At 26.5% G+C, this 15,538-nt stretch carries 13 protein-coding genes and 1 riboswitch; of the genes, 10 read left to right on the top strand and 3 right to left on the bottom strand.

Annotation, left to right across the window (positions count from 1 at the left end; genetic code table 11):
- Positions 1-240 precede the first annotated feature (240 nt).
- The 5 genes from BN8917_RS12430 to BN8917_RS12410 all read left to right on the top strand — a co-directional run bounded on the left by BN8917_RS12430 (position 241) and on the right by BN8917_RS12410 (position 6,024).
- The gene (locus BN8917_RS12430; protein WP_066874847.1) at positions 241-924 is read left to right on the top strand and encodes a response regulator transcription factor; all 684 of its coding nucleotides are present in this window, start codon (positions 241-243) and stop codon (positions 922-924) included.
- Positions 905-2,182 (top strand): sensor histidine kinase, encoded by a 1,278-nt coding sequence (locus tag BN8917_RS12425; RefSeq protein ID WP_066874845.1) that lies wholly within the window; start codon positions 905-907, stop codon positions 2,180-2,182. Before BN8917_RS12430 ends, BN8917_RS12425 begins: the two co-directional genes overlap by 20 nt.
- A gap of 146 nt (positions 2,183-2,328) precedes the next feature.
- Positions 2,329-3,015 carry a polyphosphate polymerase domain-containing protein gene (locus BN8917_RS12420; RefSeq protein WP_066874844.1) on the top strand — a complete coding sequence of 229 codons (687 nt, stop codon included), beginning with the start codon at positions 2,329-2,331 and terminating at the stop codon, positions 3,013-3,015.
- A gap of 92 nt (positions 3,016-3,107) precedes the next feature.
- Entirely contained in the window at positions 3,108-3,740 is a 633-nt protein-coding gene (locus BN8917_RS12415) for a DUF4956 domain-containing protein (RefSeq protein ID WP_066875503.1), read from the top strand.
- A 229-nt stretch (positions 3,741-3,969) separates the two neighbouring features.
- Entirely contained in the window at positions 3,970-6,024 is a 2,055-nt protein-coding gene (locus BN8917_RS12410; RefSeq protein ID WP_066874843.1) for a CotH kinase family protein, read from the top strand.
- Between the two features lie 41 nt (positions 6,025-6,065).
- Here BN8917_RS12410 and BN8917_RS12405 read toward each other — a convergent pair whose 3' ends face one another.
- Positions 6,066-7,244, bottom strand: coding sequence for an AI-2E family transporter (locus tag BN8917_RS12405; protein WP_066874842.1), 1,179 nt, complete (start codon positions 7,242-7,244; stop codon positions 6,066-6,068).
- Positions 7,245-7,851: 607 nt separating this feature from the next.
- Here BN8917_RS12405 and yjeM point away from each other — a divergent pair.
- Both yjeM and BN8917_RS12395 read left to right on the top strand, forming a co-directional pair.
- Positions 7,852-9,348 (top strand): glutamate/gamma-aminobutyrate family transporter YjeM, encoded by a 1,497-nt coding sequence (yjeM, locus tag BN8917_RS12400; protein WP_066874839.1) that lies wholly within the window; start codon positions 7,852-7,854, stop codon positions 9,346-9,348.
- Between the two features lie 124 nt (positions 9,349-9,472).
- The gene (locus BN8917_RS12395) at positions 9,473-9,940 is read left to right on the top strand and encodes an MgtC/SapB family protein (protein ID WP_066874837.1); all 468 of its coding nucleotides are present in this window, start codon (positions 9,473-9,475) and stop codon (positions 9,938-9,940) included.
- 133 nt (positions 9,941-10,073) lie between these two features.
- Here the strand turns inward: BN8917_RS12395 and BN8917_RS12390 are convergent, their stop codons facing one another.
- Positions 10,074-10,301, bottom strand: coding sequence for a hypothetical protein (locus BN8917_RS12390; RefSeq protein ID WP_066874835.1), 228 nt, complete (start codon positions 10,299-10,301; stop codon positions 10,074-10,076).
- A gap of 380 nt (positions 10,302-10,681) precedes the next feature.
- The gene (locus BN8917_RS12385) at positions 10,682-11,968 is read right to left on the bottom strand and encodes an alkaline phosphatase family protein (RefSeq protein ID WP_066874833.1); all 1,287 of its coding nucleotides are present in this window, start codon (positions 11,966-11,968) and stop codon (positions 10,682-10,684) included.
- 206 nt (positions 11,969-12,174) lie between these two features.
- Here BN8917_RS12385 and BN8917_RS12380 point away from each other — a divergent pair, with 206 nt between their 5' ends.
- From BN8917_RS12380 to lepB, 3 genes are all read left to right on the top strand, one after another.
- Positions 12,175-12,714: an NAD(+) diphosphatase gene (locus tag BN8917_RS12380; RefSeq protein WP_066874831.1), complete on the top strand. Its 540-nt coding sequence runs from the start codon at positions 12,175-12,177 to the stop codon at positions 12,712-12,714.
- Positions 12,715-12,821: 107 nt separating this feature from the next.
- A riboswitch (Lysine riboswitch) is annotated at positions 12,822-13,028 on the top strand.
- Positions 13,029-13,203: 175 nt separating this feature from the next.
- Positions 13,204-14,496, top strand: a complete 1,293-nt coding sequence (gene lysA / locus BN8917_RS12375; protein WP_066874829.1) for a diaminopimelate decarboxylase — start codon at positions 13,204-13,206, stop codon at positions 14,494-14,496.
- A gap of 481 nt (positions 14,497-14,977) precedes the next feature.
- Positions 14,978-15,508, top strand: a complete 531-nt coding sequence (gene lepB / locus BN8917_RS12370) for a signal peptidase I (protein ID WP_066874827.1) — start codon at positions 14,978-14,980, stop codon at positions 15,506-15,508.
- The last annotated feature ends 30 nt before the right edge of the window (positions 15,509-15,538 follow it).

Raw genomic sequence — 15,538 nt, 5'->3', positions numbered from 1 at the left:
TATAAAAGTTAGACGTTATAGTTCAAAAGCTCTATATGTTTTATAGTAGATACTATAAAACATATAGAGTTTTTGTATTTATATAATAAGTTTTCAAGTTGATGTTACTAGATATCTTAAAAGCTTTGATAAAACTTTATAGTATTTTAATTGTTTAAAGGAAGTAAAGACTATAAAATATACTTATTATGGATTATATTAGATAATTATTTTAGATTTTATAAATGAGGGGATAATTAAATGATAAAAGTTTTGCTTGTTGAGGATAATGTAAAAATAGTTGAGAACATTACTACATATTTTAAAGAAGAGATGGATATTGAAAGTGTTTATGATGGTAGTGATGCGATAAATTACTTAAATTCATATAATTATGATATTGTTATACTTGATTTAATGTTGCCGGAAGTTGATGGAATGTCTGTTTTAAATTATATTTCAAAGAAGTCCTTAAATGTTGGAGTTATTGTATTAACTGCTAAAGAAGGATTAGGGGATAAGCTAAAGGCATTTAATTTAGGAGCTAATGATTACTTAACTAAACCATTTTATATGGAAGAGTTAAAAGTTAGAATTAATGCTATTTTAAAGAGTATGGGAAAGATAAAAAGCTCAAATTTAATTGAGTTTAATGATATGCAAATAAATATGAAAACTAAAAAAGTGTCTATAAGAGGTGAAGAAATAGAACTTAATGAAAAGCTATATAATTTACTTGAGTATTTAATAATGAATAAGGGTGTAGTTCTTTTTAAAGAGCAGATATTTGATAATATATGTGGCTATGATAGTGATGCATCAATAGAAATTATAGAAGTTTATATTAGTAGATTAAGAAAAATTTTAAGTCCTTTTGATTATGATAAATATATTATTACTAAGAGGGGAATGGGGTATATAGTAGATGAAGAGGCTTTTAAATAAATTCAGTAAGAAAAATATTTTTTATAAAACTAGAATAAATGTAATTATGATAAGTACTATTATAGTTTTTTTATGCTTGTTTATATTTTCTATAATAACTAAGATTTTATATACATCAAGAGTATTTAATTCAATAGATGATCAATTATTAGCTCAGAAAAAAGTTGTTGAAGATATTTCTAGAGCACATAACGATTTTATGTATCCTAAAAAGCAAGGGCCTATGATACATCCAATTCCACCTAATTTCATAGTAGCTGTTTATAAAGATAATGAAGTAATTTATGTTAGACCTAATGCATATTTTGATAAAGATACTTTACCGAGTATTAGTGATAAAGCTTTAGATAAAGTAATAAAGATAGATGCTAATGGTTATGAGTTTAGGGGAATTATATTTGAAGAAAATAATATTAAGATGGAGTTTCTTGTTAATGTAGATTCAGAGTTAGAGTCAATAAATCAGCTTATGACATCAATAATAATAAGTTTAATTATATTAAGCGTGATTGCATTAGTTTTATCCTATTTTCTTTCATCAAGAATAATAAAGCCTGTTAAATATGCTTATGATAAGCAAGTCTTTTTTGTTCAAGATGCTTCTCATGAGATGAGAACACCACTAGCTGTTATTAGAGGAAAGTTAGAAATTTTAGCTAAATCTGTTGCTAAAAAAGATACAGAAGAGAGTTATGAGAATATATCAAAAATTATGAGTGAAGTAAGAGCTATGGAAAAGCTTAATAATGATTTATTATTTTTATCTAAGGAAGATTTAGATTCAGATATTAAGACTAAAGAAATAGATTTATCTAAATTTATAGAAAGTATAAGCGAATTTTATTTTGATTTAGCTGAAGTTCAAGATAAAAAGTTTCAACTTTTTAGTAAAACCAATAATGTAAAGGTTAATTGGGATTATGATAAAGTTAAAAGAAGTATAATAATCCTTCTAGAAAATGCGTTTAAATATACTAAGGCTGATGGAGAGATTATTTTAGAAGTTCAAGAGCTTAATAAGAGTATTAAAATAACTGTAAAAGATAATGGGATAGGAATAAAGGAAGAGGATAAAGCACGTATTTTTGATAGATTTTTTAGAAGTGATGATGTTAGAGGAAAAAATATAAGTGGTAGTGGTATAGGTTTAAGTTTATTAAGTTCTATATCAAAAAGTTTAGGAGTAAAAGTTAAATTTACATCAAATTATGGTCAAGGTACAGAATTTGAATTACTTATTCCTAAGGATATTAAATAGTTTATAGAAGTTAAGTACACGATTTAATAAGTTAAATGCTTATTTAATCGTGTATTTTTATTTTTATATAAAACTTAATTAGCGTTAAGGAAACGTTAAGCTTTGTTATATAAAATGTAATTGTTAAGTGATTGGGGGTGATATTAATGGAAGATAAGAAGTTTAGACATGAGCTTAAGCATTATATAAATATGTCAGATTATTTAACTATTAAAAATAGATTAGTGCATATTATGAAGCTAGATAAAAATTCGAATAAGAATAGTGAATATAAAATAAGAAGTCTTTATTTTGATAATTTAAGGGATAAAGTTCTTATGGAAAAGATTAATGGTGTAAATCATAGAGAAAAATTTCGTATAAGGTTTTATAACAATAATTATTCCTTTATTAGATTAGAGAAAAAATCAAAGATAAATGGATTATGTAAAAAACAAAGTGAGTTTTTAACAAAAAAAGAGTGTGAGGACATAGTTAAGGGTAATATAGATTTTTTAAAAGATAGTAAAAAGCCTTTGTTAGTAGAGTTTTATACAAAAATTAAAGGAGATTTATTAAGACCTAAAACTATAGTTGATTATATAAGAGAAGCTTATATTTATGAAATAGGAAATGTAAGAATAACTTTTGATAAAAACATAAGAACAGGAATTTATGGAACTGATTTATTTGATGATAATTTAGCTACTATTGGTTCTATAGATAATAATATTGTTGTCTTAGAGGTTAAGTACGATGAGTTCTTGCCTGAAATAATACAAGATATTATACAAACTAATAATCGAAGGGCTTCAGCTATTTCAAAGTATGCTTTATCAAGAATTTATGGATAGAACTTATTTAAATAAGTGAATTTAAGGAGGAAAAAATAGTGGAACAACAATTTAAATTTGGAGATATTTTTAAATCAAGTTTTCTTGAAAGAATGAACTCAGTATCACTTTTAGATATGGTTATTGCTTTAGTACTTGCATTTATATTGGGATTATTAATTATGCAGGTATATAAGAAAACTTTTAAGGGAGTTATGTATTCTGAAGGCTTTGGAGTATCATTAATGGCCCTAACTTTAATAAGTACATTAATTATTTTAGCAGTTACATCAAATGTAATTCTTTCACTTGGTATGGTTGGTGCTTTATCTATAGTTCGTTTTAGAAGTGCAATAAAAGAGCCACTAGATATAGCCTTTTTATTCTGGTCTATAAGTGTAGGTATAGTTCTTGGTGCAGGACTTATTTCTTTAGCAGTTATAGGTTCAATCTTTATAGGAATTATTATGGTCTTATTTGTTAATAAGAAAACAGTAGACAACCCGTATATACTTGTTGTTAATTGTGAAAATGATAATAGTGAGAGAAGAGCTTTAGATTTAATATCAAATAGTGTAAAGAAATATGTAGTTAAATCAAAAACAGTATCACCTATAGGTGGCATTGAAATGAGTGTAGAAATTAAGCTTAAAGAAACAACAACAAGTTTTGTTAATGAACTTTCAACTGTTAATGGAATTTCAAATGTTGTGTTAGTAAGCTATAACGGAGATTATATGTCATAGTTTAATTTAAATTAAATGTATTAAATAAAACTTTATTATTTGAAAGTCCCCTAAAGTAAAATAATAAATTAAAAAGATTAGAAAACAAAAAAACATATTTTAATTAATAGATATCCCTATATATAAGGTAGGTCTGAGTTTTTGATCTAGAGTAGTTAACTCCTTAGCTTTATATATAGGGATAATAAATAGTTAATATATTTTATTGGGTAAAGAGGTGGTGAAATAGTTGTTAAAAGAAAAGTACAAAGGATATATTTCAATAATAGGTATTTTTTTAGCGCTTATTTTTGTTATATCATCAGTATTTTTTATAGATTCAGGATCAAAGGGAGAGGTAGCAGCTACAGTTACTAATATTTCTGATGTTTTAGATAAAGAAAAAGTTACAGATATAGATATTGATATAAAGGAAAGTGATTGGAAGAATTTAATTGAGAATGCGACTAAAGAGGAATATGTTAATGGTGATGTTACTATAGATGGTCAGAAATATTCAAATGTAGGGATTAGAGCTAAAGGTAATTCAAGTCTTAGTTCCGTTGCAAGAGATGATACAACTGATAGGTATAGCTTTAAGATAGATTTTGGTGAATATATTGATGGACAAACTTATAATGGGATAGAAAAATTAGCATTAAATAATATGATATCAGATGCTACATATATGAAAGAGTATCTTTCATATGATATGTATAATTTTTTAGGTGTGGCAACTCCTGAATATTCTTATGCAAATATAAATGTTAATGGTGAGAAGTGGGGGCTATATTTAGCTGTTGAGGTTATTGATGAAAGATTTGTTGAAAAAAATTATGGAACATCAGAAGGTAATCTCTATAAACCAGAAACTATGAATGTTGGTGGTAAGGATGAAGATAATGGACAAAAACCACAAGGAAATAAAAATATTGAGCAAAAACCAGAAATAAATAATGAAAATAATGGACAGGCTCCGATGGTGCCAGATATGGGAGGTAAAGAATTTGACCCAAATAATAATCCAAGAAATCAAAATGGAGAGATTCCAGAGGGCTTTAATCCTATGGAAAATAGTGAGAAAGAAGATTTTAATTCTGGCCAAGAAAATAGTCAAAATGTAAATAATAATCCTCCTAATAATATGATTGATAAAAATATTAATGGAGATATAAATGCTGAAAATAAATCTAGAGTAATGGGGATGCCAGGTGGTAAAGACAATAAAGGTGCAGATTTAAAATATATAGATGATAATTTAGATAGTTATTCTATTGTAAGAGAAAGTGCAGTATTCAAGAAAACCTCAGATAAGGATTTTGAAAAATTTGTTACTATGGTTAAAAATCTTAATGAGGGAACAGATATTGAGAAGTATATTAATGTTGAAGAAGTTTTAAAATACTTCGCAGTAAATACTTTCTTAGTGAATCTAGATAGTTATTCAGGTGGTATGTATCATAATTATTATCTTTATGAAAAAGATGGAGTTTTTGAAATTATACCATGGGATTTAAATACATCATTTGGAGGATTTGCTGTGAGAAGTGGTAGTAATGCAGTGAATTTCCCTATAAACTCTCCTGTTACAGGAAGCTTAGAAAATGCACCTCTAATAGGTAAATTATTAGAAGTTGATGAGTATAAAGAACTTTATCATCAATATTTAAATAAGCTTGTTAATGAATATGTTAAAAATGGAGAATTTGAAAGTTCTGTAATTAAATTAGATAAGTTAATTAATAATTATGTTAAATTAGATCCTACTGCTTTTTATAGTTATGAGGAATATAAAAATTCAATTCCACAAATAATTACTTTTGGTACAGATAGGGCTAAAAGTGTTGAGGCACAATTAAATGGAGAACAAAGTAGTACTGAATATGGAAATATATCTACAACTTTAGATTTAGCATTATTAGGTGGAATGGGTAAAGATAAAAATAATCAAAACTCTGAAAATAATAAAGCAGAAGAAGGGGAAGAACTTTCTAAAGAAATGGCTAATATGGTTCCAATGGAAAAAATGAAGGAAGTAAAACAAATAATAAATAATAAGACTTTTAATGAATTGAATGATGAGGAAAAAAGTAAATTAGCTGAGTTAGGAATAGATGAAAGTAATTTTGATAAAATTAATAGCTTTAATAATCAGAATAGAATGCCAAAAGAGCAAAATGGAATGGCTAGTATAAATAATGGAAACTTATTTAATAATAAATATATAATTAATGTAGGAATTTCTATAATAATATTATTAAGTAGTATTTTATTTATAAGCAAATATAGAAGAAAAAGATATTAATATAGTAAAAAATGCTGTATCAATTTGATACAGCATTTTTTTTATTTATCTTGTAGTTCTTCCTGTATATCTGCTTTAAGTTTTTTATCTTTTTTCTTTTTACCTTCTCGTCTATATTCAAATTTATCAAGTAATCTATTAGTATATATTTTTATTACAGAAGCAATTGGAGTTGCAAGTATCATACCAACGGGTCCATATAATGCTCCACCAATTGTAACAGCTAAGATTACAAGAAAAGCATTAAGACCAACTTTATTTCCTATTAAATGTGGATCAAGATACCAAGCATCAAATTGTTGTAATAAGAATAAGAAGATTAGACATATTATAGCAAGGCTAAGTTTTGCTGAGAATAAATTTACTAGGAAAGCAACTGCCATACCTATAAATGGTCCAAAGTAAGGAATCATATTAGTTATACCTACTATAACAGAAAGTAATAATGTATAATGAGAACCCATTAAAGCAAGACCAATAAAGGCTAGAACCCCTATTATAAGTGAATCAATAGCTTTTATTCCTATATAAGTTCCTACCATTTTATTTAAAATAGATAAAAATTCTAAGAAATATTCTCCAGATTTTTTACCTAAAATAGTTAAAGTGACTTTTTTTCCAAACTTTAAGAATAGTTCTTTATCACTAAGTACATAGATTGATATTAAGAAACCAAATACTATATTAACTACTGATGTTGTGATTGAAATTGCACTATTAAGTAAGTTATTAAAAATTGAACTAAAGAGACTAGTAAATATAGTTGTAAATTTACTAGAGAAACTTCCTAAATTAATATTAAGTAACATTTCCTGTGATATATGAGTTTTCTTCTCGAAAAATATCATAAATTCATTTGCTTTAGCTTGTACATCAGCAGAAATCGAAGGTAGAGAGTCTATAAGATCTACAATATTAATATATAATTTAGGGAAAATATAAAATGAACCTAATGCTATAAGCCCTATAAATAATATGTAAGTAAGTGCTATACTAATTCCCTTTGTTAAGTTACATTTTTTATTGAAAAACTTAACTAACGGATTAAGTATGTACGCTATAACAAATGCCAGTATAAAAGGATATATGATATTATAAAAATCCCCTAAAATTGATAAGATATTACCTGTGTTATCTAACAATTTTATTATTAAATAAGAACATGCAACTACAAGTACAAGTTTCACATACTTAGCATTTTCCTTATTAAATATATTCATTTAATTAACCTCCCATATATTTTTAATAAAAATTAAAGAATATACCATTTTTTAATATTATAAACAATTTATAAATAGATATAAATAATATTATACATACAAATTTTTATTTAACAATAAGTTAAAATATATAATTTCAATAATATTTTAGTTAGTAGAGATATTATTTCATTTATTAGTATTTTAATTTAACTTTAAGTAAGAGTTTATAATTTATTGAATAATTAAATATTTACATTAGATTTGTAAAAAATATACTTGCATATATGTTTAATTTGTTTTAACCTTAAAAGGTCGTATATAAATTATGAAATAATAAAGCCAATAAAATATCAGAAATTTTAAAAATTGCAATATAAATTGCAAAGTTCTATAGAAAAGTTCATAGTTTATTAAAATATTAAAAAAATAGACAGGGTCATAAAATTGACAATCTGTAACCAAATATAAAGATGTTACATATAAATGATAAATATTTTTAAAATATTAAAATAAATTGATAAAATAATAACAATATAGATAAGAATATAATGTTTAATTAAATTTTACAGTTTAATAGATTAAAGTATAATTAAATTAGTTATTTTAAAAAAAAGGTGGGAAAATAATGAGCAATACTAATGATAAGAAAAAATTAACATTAATACCATTAGTACTTATGATATTCACCTCAGTTTTTGGATTTGCTAATATGCCAAGGGCTTTCTACCTTATGGGATATGCAGCGATTCCTTGGTATTTATTTGGGGCGATAACATTTGTAATACCATATGCATTTATGGTAGCTGAATATGGGGCAGCGTTTAGAACAGAAAAAGGTGGAATATATTCATGGATGTCTAAGTCTGTCGGATCTAAATATGCATTTATAGGAACATTTATGTGGTTCTTTGCATATGTAGTTTGGATGGTAAGTACAGCATCAAGTATATGGATACCATTTGCTAATGCAATTTTCGGTTCAGATACTACAAACCAATGGAGTATTTTTGGACTAGGATCAACACAAACAATAGGTCTTTTAGCTATATGCTGGATTATATTTGTTACAATCATAAGTTCAAAAGGATTAGATAAGATTAAAAAAGTAACATCAGTTGCTGGTACAGCAGTTGCTTTACTTAATGTAGTTTTAATAGTTGGAGCAATATTAATATTTATTTTAAATAAAGGACATCTTGCACAACCTATAACATCAGCAAAAGATTTCGTAATGGGACCAAATCCTTCATATGGAAATCCACTTGCTATTATGTCATTTGCAGTTTTTGCAATATTTGCTTTTGGAGGAATCGAAGTAGTTGGAGGACTTGTTGATGAAGCTGATAATCCAACAAAAACATTCCCTAAGGCTATAACACTTGCAGCTATAATAATTGCAGTAGGTTATGCAATCGGAATATTTGTTTGTGGTATGTTTACTAACTGGAATAGCGCACTTTCAGGAAGTCAAGTAAACATGGCAAACGTAGCTTATATCTTAATGAAAAACTTTGGAGTTCAATTAGGTCTTGCATTTGGTACTTCAGCAGCAACAGCAGCAACAATTGGAGTATGGGTAGCTAGATTTGTAGGATTATCAATGTTTATTGCATTAACTGGTGCATTTTTCACATTAACATATTCACCAGTAAAACAATTAATAGAAGGTACACCAAAAGCAATGTGGCCAGAATGGCTTACAAAAGAAAGTAAGACAGGTATGCCAATCAATGCTATGATAGTACAATGTATCATTGTTGTTATTATGATATTCTTAACATCATTTGGTGGACAAAATGCATCAGCATTCTTCTCAAAATTAGTTCTTATGACTAATGTTGCGATGACTATTCCAAATATGTTTATAGCTGGAGCATTCTATTCATTTAAGAAGAAGAAAGAAATTGAAAAACCTTTTGAAATGTTTAAATCAAAGGGATCAGCGCTTATAGCTACTTTATCAGTAGTAATTGTTGTTGGATTTGGTAATGTAATGACTATTATAGAACCACTTATTGAAAAAGGTGATTGGCAATCAACATTATGGATGATAATGGGACCAATAATCTTCTCAATAGTAGCAATAATACTTTATAAGAGAGCTGAGAAGCATATGAATTAATAAAAAAGAGTTATCTAAATTTTAGATAACTCTTTTTTTATAGTTATATAAATATATTTTTTATTATCATCTAATTTGCAATTTTTATAGTATAAAATAAGGGAAAATATAGGGGGAGAATTGTATGGAAATAAAAACTATAATAATCAGATTAGTTGTAGCAGTAATTATTGGTGGTATTATAGGATACGATAGAGAAACACATAATAGAGCAGCAGGATTTAGAACTCATATTTTAGTTTGTGTGGGAGCAGCTATAATTGGACTTACTGAACAAAAAATTGCCTGGGAAATTGTCAATTATAGTTCTGAATTGTCGACTAATAGTGCTTTAATACAAATTAGTATGGGAAGATTAGGAGCACAAGTTGTTAGTGGAATAGGTTTTTTAGGTGCTGGAACAATTATTTATAACAAAGGTACAATAAAAGGACCTACAACTGCTGCGTCTCTTTGGGTTGTAGCTTGTATGGGACTTGTTACAGGGTATGGATATTTAGAAATAAGTATATTAGGTGTTTTATTTTCATTAATAACTCTTAGGTTTTTAGGGGTTATACAAGAGAAGTTTATCAAGAAAAATAAAGAATAAGATTTATTATCATATTACTTATAAAAATGAATATATTAATTGTATGTTGATTGTTATAAGGTTTAAAATATATTTTTAAATCTTAGATAAAATAAAAGGACTAGCTGCTAAGCTAATCCTTTATAAGGTTAATTTATTTTACAGGCTTATCTTTATGTGGTGGTTGGATTAAGCCTGTTTTTTCTTTAGTTAAATTAACATCTACATTAATATGTGCTTTGCATTTTACACAAACGATACCTATAACTACTATAATAGCAAAAAATGTAATACAAAATATAGCTAATGAAGTATTATTAGTTATTGAAAGTGCAAATGCACCAGTACTAATGGATATAGCTATTTTACTGCTATTATTCATAATAGATTCCTCCTAAAAAGAAATTTCCTATTTAAGAATTAAGGTGAATATAGTAAGGAAGGGACTATATTCATAGTAGTAAGCTATTAAGGAAAGTTTTATAGTGGAAAAATTATAGATTATGAAAAGTTATAAGAAATATAGAGTGATGTTAAATATAGAAGTTTTAAAAATATTATTTAAAAAGCAGGAAGCACCACAATATAGTTATTTTAGAATGATTAAGAATTAAATAGTAACTATATTACTATATTATGAAATTAATATTGTTTATATAATTATTCTTGAATAAAAATTCACTTTTTTTTATTGATATAGTTTGACAGGAAAAAGGCATCTTAGATACTAATAAGTATCTAAGATGCCTTTTTTGTGGAATATTATATAAAAATCTTATCAAGAACTCTACCATCAATATTAACTAATGTTTCACCCATAATTTTGGAGATAGTAGGAGCTTCATCTATAAGTTTCATAGGGCCTATATTAAAATCTTTTTTAACTGATTTATCTTTGACCATAAAAAATGTTCCGTTATCATATTGTGAAGGATTATAGCCATGAGTTGCTTTATCATGCTTTTCATCTGTACTTTCTACAGCGGGAGTAGTAAAGTCATTTATAAAGTAATATCCTTTTTTAGCTTCTAACATTAAAGAACAGTTAGGATCAGCACCTAATTTTTCAGCTTCTTTTGAAGTAAGAATTTCTTTTATGCAGTCATCATTTTCACTTGAAAATTTCTTTAATGCATCTATTACTTTATTTAATAGAGCTTTATTATGTTTATCTTTAAGATAAACATAGGCTGCACCATCACAAGTATTTAAGTAAACTTCCCATGAGCCTACATTTTTATTATCCTTAGTTAAAGTAAGCCAATTTTTATTAAGGAATAAGTTATTAAGTTTTATAACACTATGAGTATTCATCATACTATGATCACCTAATAAAATAAGTGTTGTATCATCAAATATATTTAAGTCCTTTAATGTAGATAAAACTTCTCCAAGTCTTGCATCATGTCTTCTAAGAGCAGACTCAGCTTCTTTAGAATCATAACCAAATTTATGTCTAGTAGCATCAACATCAGTTAAGTGAAGAAACATTACATCAGCATTATGTTCCTTAAGTGTATTAAGAAAGCAGTTAATTGTATAATTATCAAGTTCTGGTTGATTTATACCATTTCTTAAATGAGCAAATTTCTTATTTAACTTAAATTGATAAATTGGGTTTCCATTGAGAGCTGAAACTAAAATTTGATTTTGCCATTTTCTATTTGCAAAAACTTCAGGCATATTATATTTAATATTTGATTTACAGCTAACAGGCCATAATATTGATGAACAAGTTAGGCCATTTCTTTTAGCAACATCAAATAAACTATCAGCTTTTACCTCTTTTTGTTCCCAGAACCAATCAGAATTGTTACATCTATTAGGTTGTATTTTTATATTATTAATTACTCCATGATTTATAGGTTTCATTCCAGTTACTATACTTGTATGTGCTGGATATGTTAAAGAAGGATATATAGTTTCTACCTCTTTGGAGTAAGATGTTTCTTTTATAATGCTTGAAAAGTTTGGAAGTGTACAAAGAAAATCGAAATCACTTCCATCAACAGCATCGAAAGAAATAATAAGTATTTTTTTCTTATTCATTATTACCTCCTGAAATGTGTAATATATCTTATTATATATTTAAAATTTATGTAATGTGATATTATAATTTGTAGTTAAACAAAATATTATAAAAAATATTAATTTGTGATAAAATAATATTTAATTTAGTTGTTAATTGGTTAAAATAGAGTAACATAAAATATTAGTTTAGTATATTATATATCATCAAGGAAGGGGAAGTATTTATGGTATTTAAATTTTGTCCGCTTTGTGGAGAAAAATTAGAACTAAAAGATAATTATGATGAGGGATTAGTTCCTTATTGTAGTAAACATAAAGAAGCTTTTTTTGATTTACCTAAGCCATGTATTGTAGTGGCAGTTTTAAAGGGAGAAAAAGTTTTACTTTTAAAACAAAGTTATATATATGAAAATTGTAAAGTTCTTTTATCAGGATATGTTGGAGTTGATGAAAGTGCAGAAGAAACAGTTTTAAGAGAAGTTAAGGAAGAAGCTGGCATAGATATTTCTAATATTGAGTATTTAGGTAGTGATTATGTAGAGGGAAAAGATTTATTAATGCTTACATATGTGGCTAAATATACAGGGGGAGAAATAAAAAAATCAACAGAGGTTGAAGGAATAGCATGGGTGAATCTTTCTGAAGCTTTAGAGGAAATGAAAGATGATAAAATTGGCCAAAGAGTAATTAGAAAAGTTTTAGAAAAAAAAGCTAAGAATGAAATATATCCATTTAAACACAATGAAAACATTTTAGAAATATAAATACGTATGTTTTTTAGAAATTTTTAAAAAAAGTTCTTGAAAATAATTAAATTTGTGGTAACATTATATCTAAATCTAAGTATAATATAATGAAAACTTAATAAATAAAACTTTGTAGAGGCGCTGAAATCAAGAGTAATTGTTAGGAGTCGGGAGGCAATGATCAGCAATGAAAGGGAAATTAGCCGAAGGGAAATATTGCGAGATATTTTTCTGGCCATTTTTAGAATATAAACTTGGCTGTCACGTTTAGCTAATATTTAAAATTAGCTAATAGAAGAATAAAAACTTTTAAGTGGAGTGCTACTAAGTGTTATTTTAATTAAGGATTTGCCAAGCCAAGTAAATTTCTTGATTTAAAATAGCATTTATATAGATACCCATTACGAGAGTAATGGGTTTTAGTTTTATAGGGATGCATTTTAGTAAAGTGAGAGAAATTTTATTTAAGTAAGTTTGACTTATATATCAAAATTGGAGGTTAAAATCATGAATTTATTTGGGGCTATGGAAATTAAAAATAACGAATTTTATGTAGGTGGTATAAGTGCAAAAGAGCTTGCCAATCAATATGGTACTCCACTATATGTAATGGATGAAGGTTTAATTAAAAAAAATTGTAGAGATTATTTCGAGAACTTTATGTGTAAAGAAAGAAAAAATAGGGTAGCTTTTGCAGGTAAAGCTTGTATGAATATGGCTATATGTGAAATTGTGAAAAATGAAGGTTTATATTTAGATGTAGTATCAGGTGGGGAATTATATACTGCATATAAATCAGATTTTCCTATGGAAAAAATCTATTTTCATGGAAATAACAAAACTTTTGATGAAATAGAACTTGGTGTGAAGCTTGGAGTTGGAACATTTGTTGTTGATAACTATACTGAGCTTGAATATTTAGATAAATTAGCAAAAAAGTATGATAAAATTCAAAATATATATTTAAGAATTACTCCAGGTATAGAAGCTCATACACATGAGTATATACAAACAGGGCAATTAGATTCAAAATTTGGAATTGCTTTAATGGATAACAATGTTATAGATGTTGTTAGACATATATTAGAATTTGAAAATATTAAACTTGTAGGTCTTCATAGTCATATAGGTTCTCAAATTTTTGATTTAAAGCCATTTGAAGATGAAGTTGAGATAATGTTAGAGCTTATGAATAACATTTATAAAAATTGTGGAGTAAGATTAGAAGAACTTGACCTTGGTGGTGGATTTGGAATCTATTATGCTAATGGTGATAATCCAAAAACTACTGCTGAATATTGTAATGCAATTTTAAATAAGGCAGATGAAGTTTGTCATAGACTTAATTATCCTATGCCTGTTTTAAGTATAGAACCAGGAAGAAGTATTGTAGGTAATGCAGGATTAACTTTATATACTGTTGGAGCTATAAAAACTATTCCAGGAATAAGAACTTATGCTGCTATTGATGGTGGTATGGGAGATAATATAAGAACTGCTTTATATGAAGCAGAATATGAATGTTTAGTTGCTAATAGAGTTGAGGGCGAAAATGAAGATGTCACTATTGCAGGAAAGTGCTGTGAATCAGGTGATATTATCATTAAAAATGCATATATACCAAAGTTACAAACAAGAGATATTTTAGCTGTATTATCAACAGGGGCTTATGGATATTCAATGGCTAGCAATTATAATAGAATACCAAGACCAGCAATGATTATGGTTGAAAATAATAATTCTAGAGTAGTTTGTAAAAGAGAAAGTTATGAAGATCTTATAAGAAATGAATATAAGTAATTAATTTATTAAAGAGGAATTATCTAAAGATAGTTTCTCTTTATAAATTTTAGATATAGTTAATATAAATTAATTACTTGAATTAACAGTTTTTGTATAAATATAATGATTTTATTAGCTTAATAGAAATAACTTAATTTTTTGGTTAATTAAAGTAAAAAAATATTAAATATGTATGAGAAAATGTTTAAAAAATATGATATACTTATTAGTAACAAAAAATTAATCAGAAATCTTGAAGGACAGGATATTTGAGTTTTATAATTGATAGGGTAAAAATAAATAAACGATATTTTTTTAATACATTTGACATTATATTGATAAAAATAAATGGTAAAATGTAATAATAATTTTAGAGGATAAGGGTCAATCATAGTAATAGGATAAAGTTTTAAAAGATTAATTATAATTCAAAGTGATTAGTCAATATTTCTGAGTAAGTTTGGAGTAAACTAAACTTTAATAGAAAGGGAAAGATGCTATGAGCACTGGAAACAGTAATGTGTTTGTTAAATTATTTAAAGATTGGATTATTCCAATATTAATAGCAGTAGTATTTGCATTTTTAATAAACAAATTTTTAGTTTTTAAGGTGGAAGTACCAACAGGATCTATGAAACCAACTATTGAACCTGGTGATCAAATATTTGTAACTAGGATTTATAACCCTGAAAAGATAAAAAGGGGAGAGATAGTTGTATTTAAGAAACCAGGTGAAAAAGATCTTTTAATTAAAAGAGTAATAGGACTTCCTGGAGATACTGTTGAAATAAAAGACGGTGGAAAAGTTTATATAAACGGTAAACTTTTAGATGAGCCATATGTTAAGTACACGGATCCTTTAGGAGGAACATTCCATGTTCCACAAGGAGAATATTTAATGCTTGGGGATAACAGAGCAAATAGCAGAGATGCAAGGTATTGGAAAGATCCATATATTCCTGGCAGTGATATTGTAGCAAAAGCTTGGCTTAGAGTTTATCCTTTCGATAGAATAGGATTTTTAAACTAAGTCATTTAAAAATACTTAAGAAAGGAAGCG

Origin of the sequence: Clostridium mediterraneense, from assembly GCF_900091705.1 — a bacterium.
Lineage (GTDB): Bacteria > Bacillota > Clostridia > Clostridiales > Clostridiaceae > Sarcina > Sarcina mediterraneense.
Note: the sequence above shows the minus strand (reverse complement) of the source record. Positions and strands in the feature narration are given on the sequence as shown.